Origin of the sequence: Reinekea marinisedimentorum (assembly GCF_004341165.1) — a bacterium.
In the GTDB taxonomy this organism is placed as follows: domain Bacteria; phylum Pseudomonadota; class Gammaproteobacteria; order Pseudomonadales; family Natronospirillaceae; genus Reinekea; species Reinekea marinisedimentorum.
In genome coordinates this window covers 142,140-158,302 of record NZ_SLZR01000004.1, presented here as the reverse complement: position 1 = coordinate 158,302, position 16,163 = coordinate 142,140, and the positions used below count along the sequence as shown (strand labels likewise).

Below are 16,163 nucleotides of genomic sequence, written 5' to 3'. Positions count from 1 at the left end.
GAGAGATTATGTCATCCAAAGCAGTCGTTAAAACCTTTTTCGATCAGGCGACCTTTACCTATACCCACGTGTTGCATGATCCGGAAACAATGCAGGCGGCCATTTTTGATTCGGTGCTGAATTACGATCCTAAATCCGGCCGAACCGATACCCAATCTGCCGATGAGGTTATCGCCTATGTTCAGGATGCCGGCTTAACGCTGCAGTGGCAGCTGGAAACCCATGTGCATGCCGATCACCTTTCTGCCGCGCCGTACATCAAACAGAAGCTCGGTGGCAAGGTGGCCATTGGTGATCACATTACCATTGTTCAGGAAACCTTTAAGTCGATCTTCAATGCCGAAGAGTCATTCAGCACCGATGGTTCACAGTTTGATGTCAAACTGTCTGAAGGTGATACCTTCAGCATTGGTAACCTGCAGGCTTATGTCATGCATACGCCTGGCCATACGCCAGCCTGTTCTACGTACGTTGTTGAAAACGAGCTTGCCTTTGTGGGCGATACCCTCTTCATGCCAGACCAGGGCACCGCCCGCTGTGACTTCCCCGGTGGCGATGCCAACACCCTGTTCAATTCTATTCATCGTATTCTGCAATTACCGGACGATACCAAGCTGTATATGTGTCATGACTACGCGCCTAACGGGCGGGAGTACAAGTATCTGACAACCGTTAAGGAACAGCGTGAGGCCAATATTCATGTGAACCAAAATATCAGCCTGCAGGAGTTCGTGAAGATGCGTACCGAACGGGATGCAACCCTGGCCATGCCAGTGTTGATTCTGCCATCGGTGCAAATCAACATGCGGGCCGGTGAAATGCCCCCGGCTGAAGATAACGGCACCCGCTACCTGAAAATTCCATTAAATGTACTATGATGTGGGTAACTGATTCAGGTTTAGGGCTTTCAGCCCTATACGACCGATAAGGCTAAGAAAGACCCCCTGGTTCGTAAGCAGGGAATAAAGCCCGGGCATATAGCTCCGGGCTTTTTACTATTTAAAACTCTAGTGAATACCTTAAATCCCTAGTGAATACCTTAATCCCTAATGAGTATCTGCCTTTAATAGCCCAGCTCATACCAGCTGTAGTAACTGTCGTGGTAACTGCTGTCTTCGCGCCATACACCGCCGGCGTCAAAGCGAAGGGTTACCCAGGTGTGACCGTCGCTGATGCGTACCTTGCCCTGATGCGGGTGAGAATCGTAGCGGTACCAGTGTAAGGTGCTGCTCGTTGTCAGCTTGGCGTATTCAAAATCCCAGTCGTAGTCCAGTGCTAAATCAGCCCTTACCTGAATCGCGTAATCGTTGGGTGAAATATCATTGATGGTGACATCCAGGTGGCTGTAATCAATGGCTTTTCCGCTAAAGCTGGTGACCAGCTCGCCGCTGAGAGCGCCATTAACGGAATCAATTTTGTTTTGCCAGTCGTCATACCAGCCATAAACGTCATAGAACAGATCGCTATTGACCATATAGGCCGTGCCTTTCGACCAACCGGTACAGTTGTGGGATTCACTGCTCAACTGAATATCGACATAAGTAAAGCCATCTGAGTAGCTGGTTGTATCGGCTTCGGCTTCAATCTCCGTGTAGCCGCCGGCATCGCAATACCAATCGTCATACAGATAGGTGTAGGTCGTTTCTGTGACCACGGCACGCTGAACGCTTCTGGGTGCTGTGTAATCATCAGGGTCCGCGATCATCTCGGGGGCTTCCATCGCTAACGCCAAAGGTGTGACAGCGGTCAGAACCAGATACTTTGTGCTGAAGTCGGTGATATCAGTCGAGTAATTAACTTCCGTGTCATAGTAAGCCGATGGGTTCGGGCCAACCTCCACGTAGCAGCCACTCAGTGCAAAAACGGCGAGTAGCAGGGAGCTGGCGGCTCCAAACCGGAATACGCTGACAGGCTGAAAAGATTGGTCGTTCAAAAACATAAGCTCACCTCCTTTTGCATTAACTATGCAATGCGGAGGCTGAACTTAATCTGAATGGCGTTAAGCCGGGCCGGAAAAGAAACATTCCGGCCAAAGGGGGTTGTGCTTATCAGGGCTGCTTGGCGAAGGTTTTTACGCCTTCAGGAATTTCTACCCAGTTTTGCTTTTCATCAGTCCAGACATGAACCGTTGGTTTGTAAAACGCGTCATCTTTAAGGCCCACTGGCTTTAACTTCAGTTTCAGCGTTGCTTTATCCGCAGGGTTGTAGTGGTAGAGGCGGTTACCGCAATCCGGGCAAAAAGCTGCTGTGCTGGTGTTACCGCTATCGGCAGGTCGACTCCATTCTTTCAGTTCGCCACTGAATTCAATTTTGTCGTAGTCGATAACAGCAGTGACGCTGTAGGGAGCAGTCGCCAGCTTTTGGCACTCTTTGCAGTGGCAGGCGATGACCATTTTAGGCGCTTCATGAATCTTAAATGTTACCTGACCACACTGGCAGGAACCTTCAACTGGATAGCTCATAGATTTTCCTCAACTTTTTTTATTAAGAACTTCGGTAATGTCTTCCGCTTTGTGTCGTTCCGCCAGCTGTTCCCATTCTTCGCCACGGATTTTGTTGACGATACGGCCACGCTGAACGGGTTCGCGTTCGGCAATTTCATTAGCCCAGCGCACAACATGGGTATATTCATGTACGGACAGGAATTTAGCGGCATCGTAGCCGTTATAGATCACCAGATTGCCATACCACGGCCAGGTGGCGATGTCGGCAATGGTGTATTCGTCACCGGCCAGGAAGCGGTTTTTCGCCAGGTGCTTATCGAGTACATCCAGCTGGCGCTTTACTTCCATGGTGTAGCGGTTGATTGGGTATTCAAACTTTTCCGGTGCATAGGCGTAGAAGTGCCCGAAGCCGCCACCTAGGAAGGGCGCTGAACCGTGCAGCCAGAACAGCCAGTTCAGTGTTTTGGTTCTCTGAACGGTGTCTTCCGGTAAAAAAGCACCAAACTTTTCGGCCAGGTAAACCAGAATAGAGCCGGATTCGAACACCTCAATCGGCTCTGCACCGGAATGATCGACCAGGGCAGGGATTTTGGAGTTCGGGTTAATGTCGACAAAGCCTGAAGAGAACTGGTCGCCTTCCATGATTTTAATCAGGTAGGCATCGTACTCAGCGTTTTTACCAAGGGCGAGTAACTCTTCAAACATAATGGTCACCTTCTGACCATTCGGCGTGCCCATAGAGTACAACTGGAAAGGGTGCTGACCCACAGGCAGAGCCTTTTCATGGGTCGCGCCGGAAACAGGGCGGTTTACACCCGCCCATTCACCGCCGTTGCCGGAGTCGAGACTCCAGACTTCGGCAGGTACATAGTCTTTGCTCATTTATTGCTCCATTCAAATTGTTTAAACGCTTCATCAACCGGCGTTTTAGCAACGTGGTTAACGTAGTTGCTGATCACCTTTTGCGACAGGCCGAGAATGATTTCCAGCACCTGCTTAGGGCTGTAGCCGGCTGCGTAGAAGGCTTCCAGTTCTGCATCGGTTGCGTTACCACGGCTGCGAACCAGCGTCAGGGTTAAATCCTGCAATGCCTGAAGTTTTGGCGTAGGCATCGGTTCTTTGTTGCGCAGTGCTTCGGTCAACGCCGGATCAACATTCATTGAATGTGCAATGGCAGTGTGAGCCGGAACGCAGAAGTGGCATTCGTGCTCTACGTTAATGGTTTGCCAGACAACTGTCAGCTCTTCGGCATCGAAAGATGTGCTGGTAAAAGCCTGCTGCAGTTGTGTGTAGGCTTTCAGAATTTCTGGTGATTCAGCCATGATTGCGAACAGGCCAGGGATGCGGCCCATGTTTGCCTGAGCGGCTTCCAATACGGGTTTGGCTGATTCAGGGGCTGTTTCCAGAGTGTGAAAAGTGAAATCTGTCATGTTTTGTACTCTCTCGTATTCTTAAGGGATTGTGCTGTTGATTGAACAATCGTTCAATTTGAGGGCTAATTTAACTGGATTTGAACAATCGTTCAAGCTATATTTGAACAATCGCTCAAATATTTTTTCAAATAGGTAATTTCATGAGTAAAAGTCCCAAGTTTGATCGTGAGCAGGTTGTAGCTAAAGCGACCAATCTTTATTGGGAGCGGGGTTATCACGCAACATCCATGCGCAACCTGCAGGATGCTATAGATATGCGCCCCGGCAGTATCTATGCCGCTTTTGGCAGTAAAGATGGGGTGTTTAGAGAATCGCTGGAGCATTATGCCGAGCAGAGCATCGGCCGGTTCCGCGCGCAGCGTGCTGCTGCGAGCTCACCCCTGCAGGCGCTGAAGAATACCGTTAGGCAGGTGGTTATTCAGTCGAAAACAGATGCCCCCAGCTCCATGTGCATGCTGGTTAAGACTGTGGCAGAACTGACGGATAATGAAGCGGAGTTACTCGAGTTTGCCAAGGCAAAGTTAAAATCCGTTGAGGATGCAATTGCTGAATTGATTAAGGAAGCGCAACAGGCGGGTGAAATCTCTGCAGAAAAAAACGCAGAACACTTGGCGCGCTTTGTTCAGGTGCAGATAGCCGGGCTGCGTATTTATGCGAAAGCCAACGACGATGCGCCGCTGGAGCAGATGATCAGTGAAATGTTCGAGTCGATTACCGCAACCGTGCAATAGCCTTGATTAGGCCGCAGTTTTTAGTTTGCAATCGCTTCTATTGGCTGGACCGCTGAGATAGGCGCGCCCTGACTTAGCCACTGGTCGAACTGTTCGGCAATCTGCTTGCTTTGTTCTACGGCGGTTTTCCAGTAGTCAATGCGGGCTTCGGTGGTCATTTTTTCAAAGTCTTTCCGGTCAGGAATCTTCTGATGCGGTAACGAATCAATAAATTCCCGGCTCGGGCAAATCACGACAGTATGCGAATAGTTGTGTGCCGAAATTTTGCGTCGGGCAATGGATTTATCAAACCAGCCGGGTTTCATGACCGGTGAAAAGTGCGGGTACAGTACCAGACCATCTTTGGGTTTGAAGGGTAGGTCAAAGTGGTAATCCACCATGCCGCCATCACGGTACAGGCCTTTAGGTGCGCCATAGGGTGTTTCAACCCCTTCTATAACGATGGGTATCGCACCGCTGGCAAAGAGGGCATCGCGGTAGTTTTCTTCACACAGAGTAATGGCGCTGGTTTTAAATTTATCCCAGTTTTCAACCGGTAATTCACCACCGGGTGACTGAAAGATGACCCGGTCGAACCACATCGGCAAGGTATTGCGCGACATATAATTTCCCAGAACTACGCCGGCCAGCCCCAGTGACTGAACAAACTTGTTCTCTGAACTGCAGTAGCCCTTGGTGCGCGCCGCAACAATGTGCAGCTTGCGCAGCTGGTGATGTTGCAGGTCTTCAGCGCTGGCTATGACATCCAGCATCTCTTCAACGGACTGAGTGACTTCGCGAGCCGTCGGTTTTGCTGAGTAACGTTGATTAACGTAGTTCGATTCCAGGTTTTTAATCGCTTGCAGCGGGTCTTTACTGGCATAGCATGCCATGCGGAATGCGCCGATTGAGCTGCCGATTAAATCTATCTTGTGTGGAATTTTGGGAAGCCAGTGCTCTACCAGGTAGCGGTCGAGATGACTGAGTACAAACCACTTGGGCCCACCGGATGCACCGATAATCATGCGGGTGTGTTCCGGTTTTAAGCCGTGCTGTTCAATGTGCCGGTAGGCTTCACTACCGGCATAAATATCGATTGCTTGCATTGGGGCTGTACTCAGTTGTGTCTGGGCGGAGTTGGGTTTATCGCGCCATCAGCTGCTTAAACAGCTTTGGTGCTGCGGCCATCAGTTCGCCTTTGTCCATTTTAACCGGGCGGCCATTAGCATCGCCGGTCAGCGCACCGGATTCCTGTGCAATCAGCATGGCGCTGGCCATATCTGACGGTGACATATTTTGGGCAACGGCGATATTGATGCGACCGGCGGCCAAGTTAACAAAGTTTTGCAGTGCACAGCCAGATACGCGCAGCGCTTTTACTTTTTGATGCCAATTGCTCAGAACATGAATGTCTTTGGTTTCGATGGCGCAGATAGCTTCTTTCAATGGCGCAGCTTCAACGCGAACACGCTTGTCCGAGAACTGAACGCCACGGCCTTTAAAGGCCGTCATGTAATCGCCGGTCATCGGGTCAACAATGGCGACACAGTCGATCTTGTCTTTGGTGTAAAGCGCGACGTTTACAACAAAACCGGGCAGGCCGTTACGCAGGTTTTCTTCGCCACAAGCTACATCAATTACCCAGCGTGATTGTCGGTCCCAGTCGCGGCTTTCTTCCAGGCCAAGCTGTACGGAATCAATGTGGTGTTGGGTGTGGGCATTACGGATGGTCTTACGGGCACGCCAGGCGGCGTCCTCGATAGATTTGTTGAACACATCCATGCGGGAATCACCATCTGCTGTTAAGGACAGAATGTTCAAAACGGTGTAGTTGAGTTTATCGGCAGCGCTTTGAGCAGCGCGCAATGCTATGGCTAAAATAGGTTGCATAATTTTCTCACACGTAAACGGAACCTCCCCAAAGAGGAGAAGCTCAGGAAATTTGGGCCCGCAGGGACATGTTAAAAAGCGCAGGGCAGCGCGGCTTTCGGCACTTACCCGTGAACCGGTTGGATTGCGGTTCTTCAATGGGCGCGCATTCTACGTTAAAAGGGGGCTTATTAGCCAGCTCAAATTCACGCTGATTTCGTTATCGGTCAGTTGCGGTGAAAAAGCTGTTATCCTTTGCGCTCGTTCAGTTATTCAATCAGGTACCCGTTCGTGTCAGAGCAAGACAACTCCATGACAAACTCCGCGCTCAATGTTCTAAACCGTACACGCATTGTAATGGTTCATACTTCTCATTCCGGTAATATTGGCTCGGCTGCCCGTGCTATGAAGACCATGGGGCTTCATCATTTAGTATTGGTTGAGCCTAAACAGTTCCCTTCCGAAGAGGCGACGGCGCTTTCTTCAGGGGCGACGGATATTCTTGAGAGGGCGGTTGTCACAGATACTCTGGAAGAGGCGGTAGCCGATTGCGATTTCGTTATTGGCGCATCGGCCCGGTCACGCAACCTGCCTTGGCCACTGGTGAATCCGCGGGAAATGGCCACTAAGGTTCTGGCCTTGCCAGAGGATGCAAAGGTCGCTCTGGTGGTTGGCCGTGAGCGCAGCGGTTTAACCAACGAAGAGCTGGCGCGCTGCCATGTGCATGTGAATATACCGGCGAATCCGGACTATAGTTCCCTGAATGTGGCATCTGCTGTGCAAGTGTTGTGTTACGAATTGCGCATGTCGGCCATTGCATCGCAAGAGCAGGAAAAGCCCGAATGGGGCGTAGAATGGGATCAACCGCTGGCAAAAGGCAAGCAGCTGGAAGGTTTGTTTGATCACTGGGAGAAGGTGTTGGTTGATATTGAGTTTCTCGACCCCAATAACCCGAGGCACCTGATGACCAAACTGCGACGGTTTGTACTGCGTGCGCTTCCGGATGAAGTAGAAGCCAATATTCTGCGTGGAATGCTCAGCCATATTGATAAAAAATTGAGGAGAAACTGATGTTTTCTCAGCTGAAAGACGATATTAAAAGTGTCTTTGACAGAGACCCGGCAGCACGAAGCTGGGTGGAAGTTTTACTGAACTATCCCGGCGTGCACGCCATTATCTTTCACCGTTTTAACCACAAGCTGTGGCAGTGGAACTTAAAAACGCTGGCGCGCTGGTCATCGCAGGTAGCGCGTTGGTTTACCGGTATTGAAATTCATCCCGGCGCAACCATCGGCAAGCGCTTCTTTATCGACCACGGCATGGGCGTGGTGATCGGTGAAACCGCCATTATTGGCGACGACGTTACGGTTTATCAGGGCGTCACTCTGGGCGGCACCAGCTGGGAAAAGGGCAAGCGCCACCCAACGCTGGAAGACGGCGTAATCGTCGGCGCCGGCGCGAAAGTACTTGGGCCTTTTACCGTCGGAAAGAATGCGCGCATTGGCTCTAATGCTGTGGTTACCAAGGCTGTGCCGGAATCGGCGACGGTGGTTGGTATTCCGGGGCGTGTTGTTCGACAGAATGGCAAAAAGGTGGTGCCGTTTTCCGATCAGCAGCAGGAACTGGCCAAGAAAATGGGCTTCGATGCCTACGGTGTGGCCGATATGCCCGATGTGACCGCGCATGCAATTAAGGCACTATTGGATCACCAGCATGCTCAGGATGAGCGTATGGAACGTATGTGCGGTGTGCTGAAGCAGCTGGATAAAAACTTTAAAATTGAAGATGCGGTTGCATTAAAAGATGAAGATTTTGCACCAATTGAAGAGTCTGATCAGCAAAACATCGGTTAGCTAATAGAGATATGTTCATTCGGTGCAGAGTTCTAGATATTGAAAGCAATAATCCATGCGTATTTAGAAACTGTAATCTGAGTTCGAAACTCATAAATCTGTTACAGTTTACATTTTATTCAGTAGGTTTTTTGCTCGCTCTTTGTAAGGGCCATCCATTTCGAGTAGAAGGTTAATGTTCTCTCTGGCTTTTTGTTCTTGACCACCTTTAATTTGAGCGCTGGCTAGATGGTATAGTACTGAAGCACTCTTTGAGTTGCTTAGGTTTTTTGCACTATCCAGCCATTTATATGCTTCATTTAAATTGTTGTCTTTATAATACAGCCAGCCGAGAGTGTCATAAATAATAGGTGAATTGGGGTACAGTTGGTTTGCTCTTAAGGCGAGTTGAATTCCCCTGTCAATTTTTGTGTTGTTTTCGGCATAGACCCAAGCCAGTTGGTTTAGTGCGATAAAGTTATCTGGTTCAACATTTACTAATTGTTCGTAATATTCAAGAGCTCTTTTAATATCGCCCGTTTTCTCATACAAAGCTCCGAGTTTAAAGTAAGCGTCTGACGTCGGGCGTATATTAATGCTCTTTTTAAATGCAAATTTAGACTTTTCTATTTCACCTAACTTTAAGTATGTCTCTGCTAACAATATTTGTGCAGACCAGTACTGAGGTGCAGTACTTAGAGCCGTATTTAACGAGAGCTCAGCCTGCTCGTAGTCTCCGGTAATAAAGGCTGATTTTCCTATCAGGAACTGAGTGAAGAACTCTTTAGTTGTTGCGGACAAGTTGAAATTCTTAGTTGCAGGTTCATAAAGCTCGAACAGATAAAAATAAACCCCAGGTAGAAAGTATTTTAGTTCAGTGCTCCTTATTTGAGATTCAATGATAGATGGATTTACTCTGGAAAAATCATTGTTTTCATCAAAAGAAGCGGCTTTATTGAAGCTATATATCGCTGATTTTGTGTTTGTTGAAAATAAATTTTTTGATTCAATAAAACTCATTAGAGCTGAGTACTTTGAATCAGAAATGACATTTATATGGTTTTTGTCAGGGTTGTTTCCTAGAGAAATAGAGGTTATGACAGCCCCGAGAAGCGCACTTACATTACTCTCGTTCTTATCCCACAACTCTAAAAAAATCCTGTTAGCACCTTGGGCATCTTCTTGAGCCATTAGAGTAACTGCAAGCAAGTATTTTTCCTGGTCTGTCGCCTGTTTGTTTGCATTTAAAGCGCTGTCTAGGTCGTTTAACTTAAGAGCACTTTGAATGAATATGGTTCTATGCCAGCTGTTGAGCAAATCGGCCTTCGATAGAGGGGTGAGTAACTTAACAACCTTTCCGTATTCTTTTTGTGCGAAGTCGATTTCAGATTTAAGTAATACAGAATTTAAAGATTTTTCAGATACGCATTCCTCTAGCAGTTGTTCTGCTTCTGTACGCTGTTCATACGAATAAAGGATTCGAGCTTTGCCATTGACAGCATTACAGTTTTTCTGGTCAATGGAGATCGCATGATTGTAGTGGCTCAAGGCTTTCTCAGTATCACCTTCCTCAAAAAGTATATTAGCTAGGTTTATGTGGGCTAGCGCCATACGATCAAAATAGGATATAGCGTTTGAGTAGGATTGCTTAGCTTCAAAGTAAATACCTTTAGACTGGGCAATCATACCTTTAATTGCATGTGCGTAGGGGTGCCTTGGTATTTCTTCTAATGTTTCGTCAATTAGTTTTTCAGCGACCTCTAAGTCATTGTTCTTATAGTATAGGATTGCTGTTACCAAATTAATTAGGGCTGATTCATATTTGTCATTAGGTGCGAGCTTGCTAAGGGCTGTTTCTGCTTTGCTATAATTACCTGATTGAACTAGATCTGCTGCCAATAGTGCCTTTATGGATGTATCTGCACTACGAACCTTTTCTAACTCCTTCGCAATTGCAATAGCATAGTTGAACTGCCCATTCTGAGTTGAAGTCAGCATTAATGCGTATTTTTGGTCATTCGATAAACTGTGGTAAGGAGGAAGTTTGGAATTCAGATCGAAGTTTATTTTGGGGAGCTCTATTTCCCTGTTATCGCTAAAAGAATCATTTTCAAGTTCTAGCGGAACTGCTGATGAGTAACTAGCAGATACTATTGTGACAAACAGGACTGTACAAATTTTTTTCAGCATTATTATTGCTTCCTATGCTTTAAGCTGTTTCCTCATATTAGCTCGAATTCGACATCAGGCAATGACACGTGAGCGCCATTGCTTGATGTCGTACAGGGCAGGGAGATTATTTGGACTATTCTCCCTTTGACTTAACTAGCACTTTTCTTGCGGCGAGCGGCGCCCATGCCAAATAGACCAGCGGCTAGTAGTCCTAGTGTGGCAGGCTCTGGCACATCCGATGTTCTGCCGTTTAACGTTAATTGTGCAGTGGCACTTGTTCCATCAGTTCCGTAGGCATCTGCAAAGAAGTTGTTGGTTCCTGCAGCAATTACGACGTCGATGGAAAAGTTGCCGAATGCATCAGTAGCGACGTCTGACACTAATGTTCCGTCATTTAGAGTAATATCTACATAGTCTAAGCCGGCTAGAGTACCGCCACTGGTGAAGATAGACGTTAAGCTGGAGATGTCAGTTGTGGCATTAATAAACGTGCCATTACCTGCCGTTGCAATTGATTCCATTGTAGTAATACTTGCTCCCGGTAGCGCAACAGAATGAACCGCATCGACTCCGGCTGCAATGGCGGCGCTTGCTGAAGCAGCAGGGGAGCCAGAACTATAGCCATCTGAAAAAACAACCATTTGGCTAGAAGCGCCAGCTGTCGCATTAATGCCAGTAAGCTCAGAGGTTGCTTGGTCAATCCCTGTACCAATATTGGTGCCCCCAGATGCATTTACTGAGTTAATTGCATTAGTAATATCTGCGAGGTTTGTAGAAAGAGAAACCAAAGTTTGGACAGTGCTTGAATAAGAATCGAACTCAACGATAGAGACCGATGTTGTAGCGGCAGGCAAATTATTGACCAATGTTAAGGCTGCTTCTTTTTGCCAATCCTGGACGGTTTTACAGCTTGAGGACCCATAATCATAGCAATACCCTCCTGTGCTATTTCTATACGAACCCATACTACCTGAAGAGTCCATGACAATTACAAGGTCAAGCTGATCGCTTATCGAGCCAGTTGTGTTTGCGGTACCTGTTAACGTTACTGTTGAGCCTGAGTCATAACTAGAACCGTTAGCTGGTGAAGTCCATGAAACAAACGTTTCAGCACTCACATTCGCTGAAAAAGCAGCGGCAAGTACTGCAAATCCAGCTGTAAGTAATTTATTGGTCGTTTTCATTTTTTATTTCCTTCCTAGGTTAAATTACTACGGAATAGATGCGATGGTAATTTACGTAAACAACATTGCTATGTTGTATGGAGGAGATAATGCATAGGTTGCGCCATGGCTCTTAAGTATCTGATATATAGTGAGTTAATAAGATTCCTCTGATATTTTCGGGCATAACTGTAAATATAATCGACAAGCAAATTTGTCTGAAATGTGGACTAAAATTTGCTTTTGAAAAAAAATCGATGATGTTGATGCCTGAGTCTAAATCGATTACAGGCATTGAGATTCCTTGCCTAGAGAAGGGAGCGTGAATTTACTGGACATAACATGTTGGTTTGCTTGTTAATAAAGAAAAAATGAGGTATCTAACTCAATTCGCTTAAGCAGCCTTTCTGCATGTAAATTAAATCGACAGAAAATATGTTGTTGTTGTGCATAATGTGTTGATTATATAAATGGAAATAGAGATGAGCTTGCTTTTCTAATGCACTTACAGCCTGGCGAGAGTGAAAAATCACTCAGATTGATGTTTAAGTCTTTACATCCAGAACCTGACCATGACTTCATTTACAATAAATTAGGCCGTCATCTGCGATGCAGTTTATTGAGTGGCTTATTGGGATAACGTTTTCTGGTTGAGTAACAATTGCCGCGCGTGAGCCACTCTTGCAGTGCGCAGCGCGCTGGGCAACCAGATCAAATAATAATCTATTTCATGCGTGCCAATCGGCGAAGGAAGCTGTGCCAGCTTGCCGCTGTGCAGATGTTCGGTACATAAAAACTCAGGAAGTATCGTCCAGCCATAGCCGCATATAACGAGCTTGCGCAATGCCCGAAGGTCGAGGCTAACCATACTGGGTGTAACCCGATCAATGTTGATTCGGTTCTTTGTCAGCCACCTGTCTATTAGGGTTAATTCCAGGTTATAGGTCAGCAGGGGTTCTTCGCTTATTGCCTGAGTGAAGTCTGCTGCGTTGTTCAGGCGTTCTGCAACCGCTGGAGAGGCAACGGGCAAGGCTCTGGTTGTATAAATCTTTTCGCTTTTCAAACGGTTATCGATGACCGGGTAGGCTGATACGCCTAAATCGCAGTGGCCCTCCAGTAGCATACTTGTGACGATCTCCCGACTGCCGGTGTGCATGCGCACTTTTATGCCGGACTCAAGCAGCGGCAGTAGCTGCTCACTGAGAATTTCAGCCAGAAAGTCTGCATGGCCAACGACCTGTAAAACCCCCGTTATATCCATTGAGCGTGCTCGTGCCGCTGCCAGTGCGGCTTCAGCAGCATCCAGTTTATCGCCAATTTCCAGTGCCAGTTCGGTAGCTGCAGCGGTCGGAACAACGCCGCTGGAAGATCGCTCAAAGAGTGGGTAACCGACAACGACTTCCAGCGCTGCAATATGCTGCGACACAGCTGGCTGCGTCAGGTTAAGGGATTTCGCCGCTTTGTTGATTGAGTTCTGGCGGAATACTTCAATAAAGGTGCGCATGCGAGTTAAAGACATAGGGTTTCCAATGCTGCCATTTGGATATAAGTATATTTATACCCTATATGAAATAGCATTGTTACCTGCTGGTTGCCAAACCTCCCTACTATTGCCCGCCTTTGGCCTCGCAGATCTGCGTAATCACAGCGTTTGTGGATTGGCAAACATCGGCATATTCAGTCGAGCGGGCAGGGCTTTCTAATTTTGGGGTTTTTGTAATATGAAACGAGATGTCTATGCCTATTTAACGACAGGTGTTCTGAGTGTGGCTGTTGGTTTTAGTGCGTTTCTGGTGATAAGTGACAATCGCATACCTTTTACGACGCAAGCGACAATTAAAACCAATGTGATTGAAGTCGTTCCGCAGGTGCAGGGCACTATCGAATCAATGCTGGTTTCAGAAGGTCAAAAGGTTGAGAAAGGTACGCCGTTAGTTCAGCTTGATAAAAGCCTGTATCAGATTGCTCTGGAAAAAGCCAAAGCTCAGCAGGTGAGTGCTGAAAGCCAACTGCAGCGGGCAAAATCTTATGCTGAAAGGGTGTCGTCACTCCAGGGGTTATCCGGTTCGGTCAGTAAGGAAGCCGCTCTGGAGGCCGAAACAGCGACCCGTACGGCAGAGGCTAACCTTCGTGCAGCCATCGCCGAGGTTAGTAAAGCTCAGCGAGATGTGGATAAAACATTGGTTGTCGCCGAGCAGCCCGGAGTGATTACGAATCTGTTTTACCGTGAAGGGATGTATGTATCCGCCGGCAGTGTTGTGGTGCACTTGGTTGATCAGCAGAACTGGTGGATTGCCGCAGACTTTACCGAAAAGGGCATATCAGTACTGACTGAAAATCAGCAGGTGAATATTGTTTACGATGCCTACCCAAACCAGGTTTTCTCTGGCCATATTCTTTCTGTGGACCCGGCTATCAGCTCAGGTGTGACCAGCTCCAGTCAATTAGCGCAGGTTAGCAGCAGTACTCAATGGATTCGCTCGCAGCAGAAAATTCGGGTTCGGGTCGCAGCAGACGATTCGCCGCTAAGGATAGTAGCCGGTAGCCGTGCCAGCCTGATGGTGAAAGACAACTATCATATTTCCGATGTCTGGATGACCATTCTGAGTTGGTTCAGGTATCTGTATTAGTTGCGGGTAACCAGGTAGGTATTTTATGTACGAATTAACCCGTAAGGCGCTGATAATTTGCATATGTCTGTTGCTCAGTAAAGTTATGCACTTAACTGCCAGCGTCTATGTGGTGCTGTTTTCGGTTGTTCTGGCGACAGCGAGTTTTTCCAGTCATATCGTTCATTTGCTGAAGGTTCTGGCACCTTCAGTTTTTGCAACGCTGGTGGCGGTGCTGATCAATAATTTATTTTCTGAACATCCATTTATTATCTGGACGGTTGTTCTTGTTTATTTTGATTTTGTACGCCGGCGTGCAAATACCAACTTAAGAATTCGAATGGCGACCTTGCCGCTGTTTATGATTATTTTTATTACTATCTACTTTAACAGCAGCGCTTATCACGCCTCGATTCCGGTTATTCTCAGGGGTGTTATTAGTGCCACGTTTCTCTCTGCTGTCGTTGCCAGTGCCGTGAATCACCTGATGCCGGTGCGAATAAAGCCGCCAATGCCACAAATTATAGAGCAGCCTGTGACCGGTGCAGATCGCTTAAAGATGTTGGTGTTAGTTGGCGTTGGTTTGGCTTTTATTATGATTAACGAAATAACCAGTGCCGTTTTTTGCCTGGTACCCTTGGTAACATCTGCCATGCAGCCTACGCATTCCACCATGAAGAACCATTCGCGGGAGAAAATTCTTTCTCAAGTAGGTGGGTGCAGCCTTGCCATTGTGGTTTCAGTATTGTGGTCTGGTACAGAAACGAATTTGTTTGCTTATTTCGTTGTTTCTTTTTTATTGATTTATCTGCTGCTGTACTGGAGCCACTATGCCGAACCGGGTGACAGGGCGATTCATGCCGATGCTTTAATGGGATTTTTAATTCCCTATCAACTCTATGTGGCCACTAACGGAGACAGCTATGGCTTGCAGTCGATCTTTTTACGGGCGTTCGAGCTGGTCGTTGCACTGTTGCTTATTTATGTGGTTGCTCACTGGCTGGACCACATAGAGGTAACCCGTAAGCAACCTAAACCCCAGAAGCCGTTAGCCAGTTAAAAACTGGCTCTGGCTTAGGCTTCCACGGCGGGTCTGGCAGTCACTGTTGGTTTGGTTTTCTGAACCGTTACGGCTTTGCAGGTTAATAGCTCCAAGGTACCGTCGGTGTTTTCAACCAGTGCCGTGCAGGATTCAACCCAGTCACCGTCATTGCCGTAAATAATGCCATCCTTTTTGATCAGCTTACTCTGGTGGATGTGCCCGCAAACAACGCCTTGTGCGTTTTGTTGTTTCGCGTAGTCCACCGCCAGTTGTTCAAAGCGTTCAATATAATCGCGCGCTTTTTTACTGTTCATCTTCAGTGCAACCGAAAGTGACCAATAAGGTTTGCCCATCCAGCTGCGTACCTGATTCAAAAGCCGGTTGCAGGTGACGATGGTTTCGTAAAGCGCTTCACCAATGTAGTGCCAGGTATCGCCCACATAGAGTTCTTTATCAAAGCGGTCGCCGTGCATCAGCAGGAATTTATCGCCGTTGGCCATGGTGTGAATATACTCTTCGTACACATCGACCTGGCCAATATTCAGGCCGCCAAAGGTGCGGAAGAAGGGGTCATGGTTGCCGGGCACGTAAATCACCTTGGTGCCGTTTTTGGCTAAATCCATAATCTGGTGCAGTACCTTTTCATGCGATTTATACCAACGGCCTTTGCGGCTGGAGAGCTTCCACAAATCGACAATATCGCCCAGCAGAAAAATGTACTCGGCATCCACCATGTTCAGGAATTCACTGAGCCGTTTAACCTGGCTGTTCGGGTTTGCAAGATGAATGTCGGAAAGGAATAGGGTTCTTACGTTGCGCTTCTGCATTGGCTTTGCCCGTCTACGTTTTGCAAACAGTAGAAATTTCGCATGACCGGACTGTGAAGGCT

The 16,163-nt window shown here is 47.5% G+C and carries 16 protein-coding genes; 6 read left to right on the top strand and 10 right to left on the bottom strand.

Annotated features, from left to right (window positions below):
- The first annotated feature begins 8 nt into the window (after positions 1-8).
- Complete coding sequence (locus BCF53_RS06825; RefSeq protein WP_132700820.1) at positions 9-878, top strand: MBL fold metallo-hydrolase; 870 nt, start codon at positions 9-11, stop codon at positions 876-878.
- A gap of 185 nt (positions 879-1,063) precedes the next feature.
- Here BCF53_RS06825 and BCF53_RS06820 read toward each other — a convergent pair whose 3' ends face one another.
- From BCF53_RS06820 to BCF53_RS06805, 4 genes are all read right to left on the bottom strand, one after another.
- Positions 1,064-1,939, bottom strand: coding sequence for a hypothetical protein (locus tag BCF53_RS06820; RefSeq protein WP_132700819.1), 876 nt, complete (start codon positions 1,937-1,939; stop codon positions 1,064-1,066).
- A gap of 109 nt (positions 1,940-2,048) precedes the next feature.
- The gene (locus tag BCF53_RS06815) at positions 2,049-2,462 is read right to left on the bottom strand and encodes a GFA family protein (RefSeq protein ID WP_132700817.1); all 414 of its coding nucleotides are present in this window, start codon (positions 2,460-2,462) and stop codon (positions 2,049-2,051) included.
- 9 nt (positions 2,463-2,471) lie between these two features.
- A complete protein-coding gene (gene yghU, locus BCF53_RS06810) occupies positions 2,472-3,326 on the bottom strand; it encodes a glutathione-dependent disulfide-bond oxidoreductase (protein ID WP_132700815.1) in 855 nt (284 codons plus the stop codon).
- Positions 3,323-3,874: a carboxymuconolactone decarboxylase family protein gene (locus BCF53_RS06805; protein ID WP_132700813.1), complete on the bottom strand. Its 552-nt coding sequence runs from the start codon at positions 3,872-3,874 to the stop codon at positions 3,323-3,325. Before BCF53_RS06805 ends, yghU begins: the two co-directional genes overlap by 4 nt.
- Positions 3,875-4,017: 143 nt before the next feature.
- On the opposite strand from BCF53_RS06805, the gene BCF53_RS06800 reads away from it, so the two are divergent.
- Positions 4,018-4,608, top strand: coding sequence for a TetR/AcrR family transcriptional regulator (locus BCF53_RS06800; RefSeq protein WP_132700811.1), 591 nt, complete (start codon positions 4,018-4,020; stop codon positions 4,606-4,608).
- A 20-nt stretch (positions 4,609-4,628) separates the two neighbouring features.
- Here BCF53_RS06800 and BCF53_RS06795 read toward each other — a convergent pair whose 3' ends face one another.
- Positions 4,629-5,693 carry a patatin-like phospholipase family protein gene (locus BCF53_RS06795; protein ID WP_132700809.1) on the bottom strand — a complete coding sequence of 355 codons (1,065 nt, stop codon included), beginning with the start codon at positions 5,691-5,693 and terminating at the stop codon, positions 4,629-4,631.
- 37 nt (positions 5,694-5,730) lie between these two features.
- Positions 5,731-6,477, bottom strand: a complete 747-nt coding sequence (locus tag BCF53_RS06790; RefSeq protein ID WP_132700808.1) for an inositol monophosphatase family protein — start codon at positions 6,475-6,477, stop codon at positions 5,731-5,733.
- A 291-nt stretch (positions 6,478-6,768) separates the two neighbouring features.
- On the opposite strand from BCF53_RS06790, the gene trmJ reads away from it, so the two are divergent.
- Together trmJ and cysE are read left to right on the top strand one after the other, a co-directional pair.
- The gene (trmJ, locus tag BCF53_RS06785; RefSeq protein WP_132700807.1) at positions 6,769-7,527 is read left to right on the top strand and encodes a tRNA (cytosine(32)/uridine(32)-2'-O)-methyltransferase TrmJ; all 759 of its coding nucleotides are present in this window, start codon (positions 6,769-6,771) and stop codon (positions 7,525-7,527) included.
- Positions 7,527-8,309 (top strand): serine O-acetyltransferase, encoded by a 783-nt coding sequence (cysE, locus tag BCF53_RS06780; protein WP_132700805.1) that lies wholly within the window; start codon positions 7,527-7,529, stop codon positions 8,307-8,309. Before trmJ ends, cysE begins: the two co-directional genes overlap by 1 nt.
- Before the next feature lie 108 nt (positions 8,310-8,417).
- On the opposite strand, the gene BCF53_RS06775 is transcribed toward cysE, so the two are convergent.
- The 3 genes from BCF53_RS06775 to BCF53_RS06765 form a co-directional block, all read right to left on the bottom strand.
- Complete coding sequence (locus BCF53_RS06775; protein WP_132700803.1) at positions 8,418-10,478, bottom strand: tetratricopeptide repeat protein; 2,061 nt, start codon at positions 10,476-10,478, stop codon at positions 8,418-8,420.
- Positions 10,479-10,609: 131 nt separating this feature from the next.
- Complete coding sequence (locus tag BCF53_RS06770; protein ID WP_132700801.1) at positions 10,610-11,644, bottom strand: VWA domain-containing protein; 1,035 nt, start codon at positions 11,642-11,644, stop codon at positions 10,610-10,612.
- A gap of 607 nt (positions 11,645-12,251) precedes the next feature.
- Positions 12,252-13,142 carry a LysR family transcriptional regulator gene (locus BCF53_RS06765; protein WP_132700800.1) on the bottom strand — a complete coding sequence of 297 codons (891 nt, stop codon included), beginning with the start codon at positions 13,140-13,142 and terminating at the stop codon, positions 12,252-12,254.
- 202 nt (positions 13,143-13,344) lie between these two features.
- Between BCF53_RS06765 and BCF53_RS06760 the strand changes: the two genes are divergently transcribed.
- Positions 13,345-14,253: an HlyD family secretion protein gene (locus BCF53_RS06760; protein WP_132700798.1), complete on the top strand. Its 909-nt coding sequence runs from the start codon at positions 13,345-13,347 to the stop codon at positions 14,251-14,253.
- Between the two features lie 25 nt (positions 14,254-14,278).
- Complete coding sequence (locus BCF53_RS06755; RefSeq protein ID WP_132700796.1) at positions 14,279-15,292, top strand: DUF2955 domain-containing protein; 1,014 nt, start codon at positions 14,279-14,281, stop codon at positions 15,290-15,292.
- Positions 15,293-15,306: 14 nt separating this feature from the next.
- Here the strand turns inward: BCF53_RS06755 and BCF53_RS06750 are convergent, their stop codons facing one another.
- On the bottom strand, positions 15,307-16,101 hold the full coding sequence (locus tag BCF53_RS06750) for a UDP-2,3-diacylglucosamine diphosphatase (RefSeq protein ID WP_132700795.1): 795 nt from the start codon (positions 16,099-16,101) through the stop codon (positions 15,307-15,309).
- Positions 16,102-16,163: the final 62 nt, after the last annotated feature.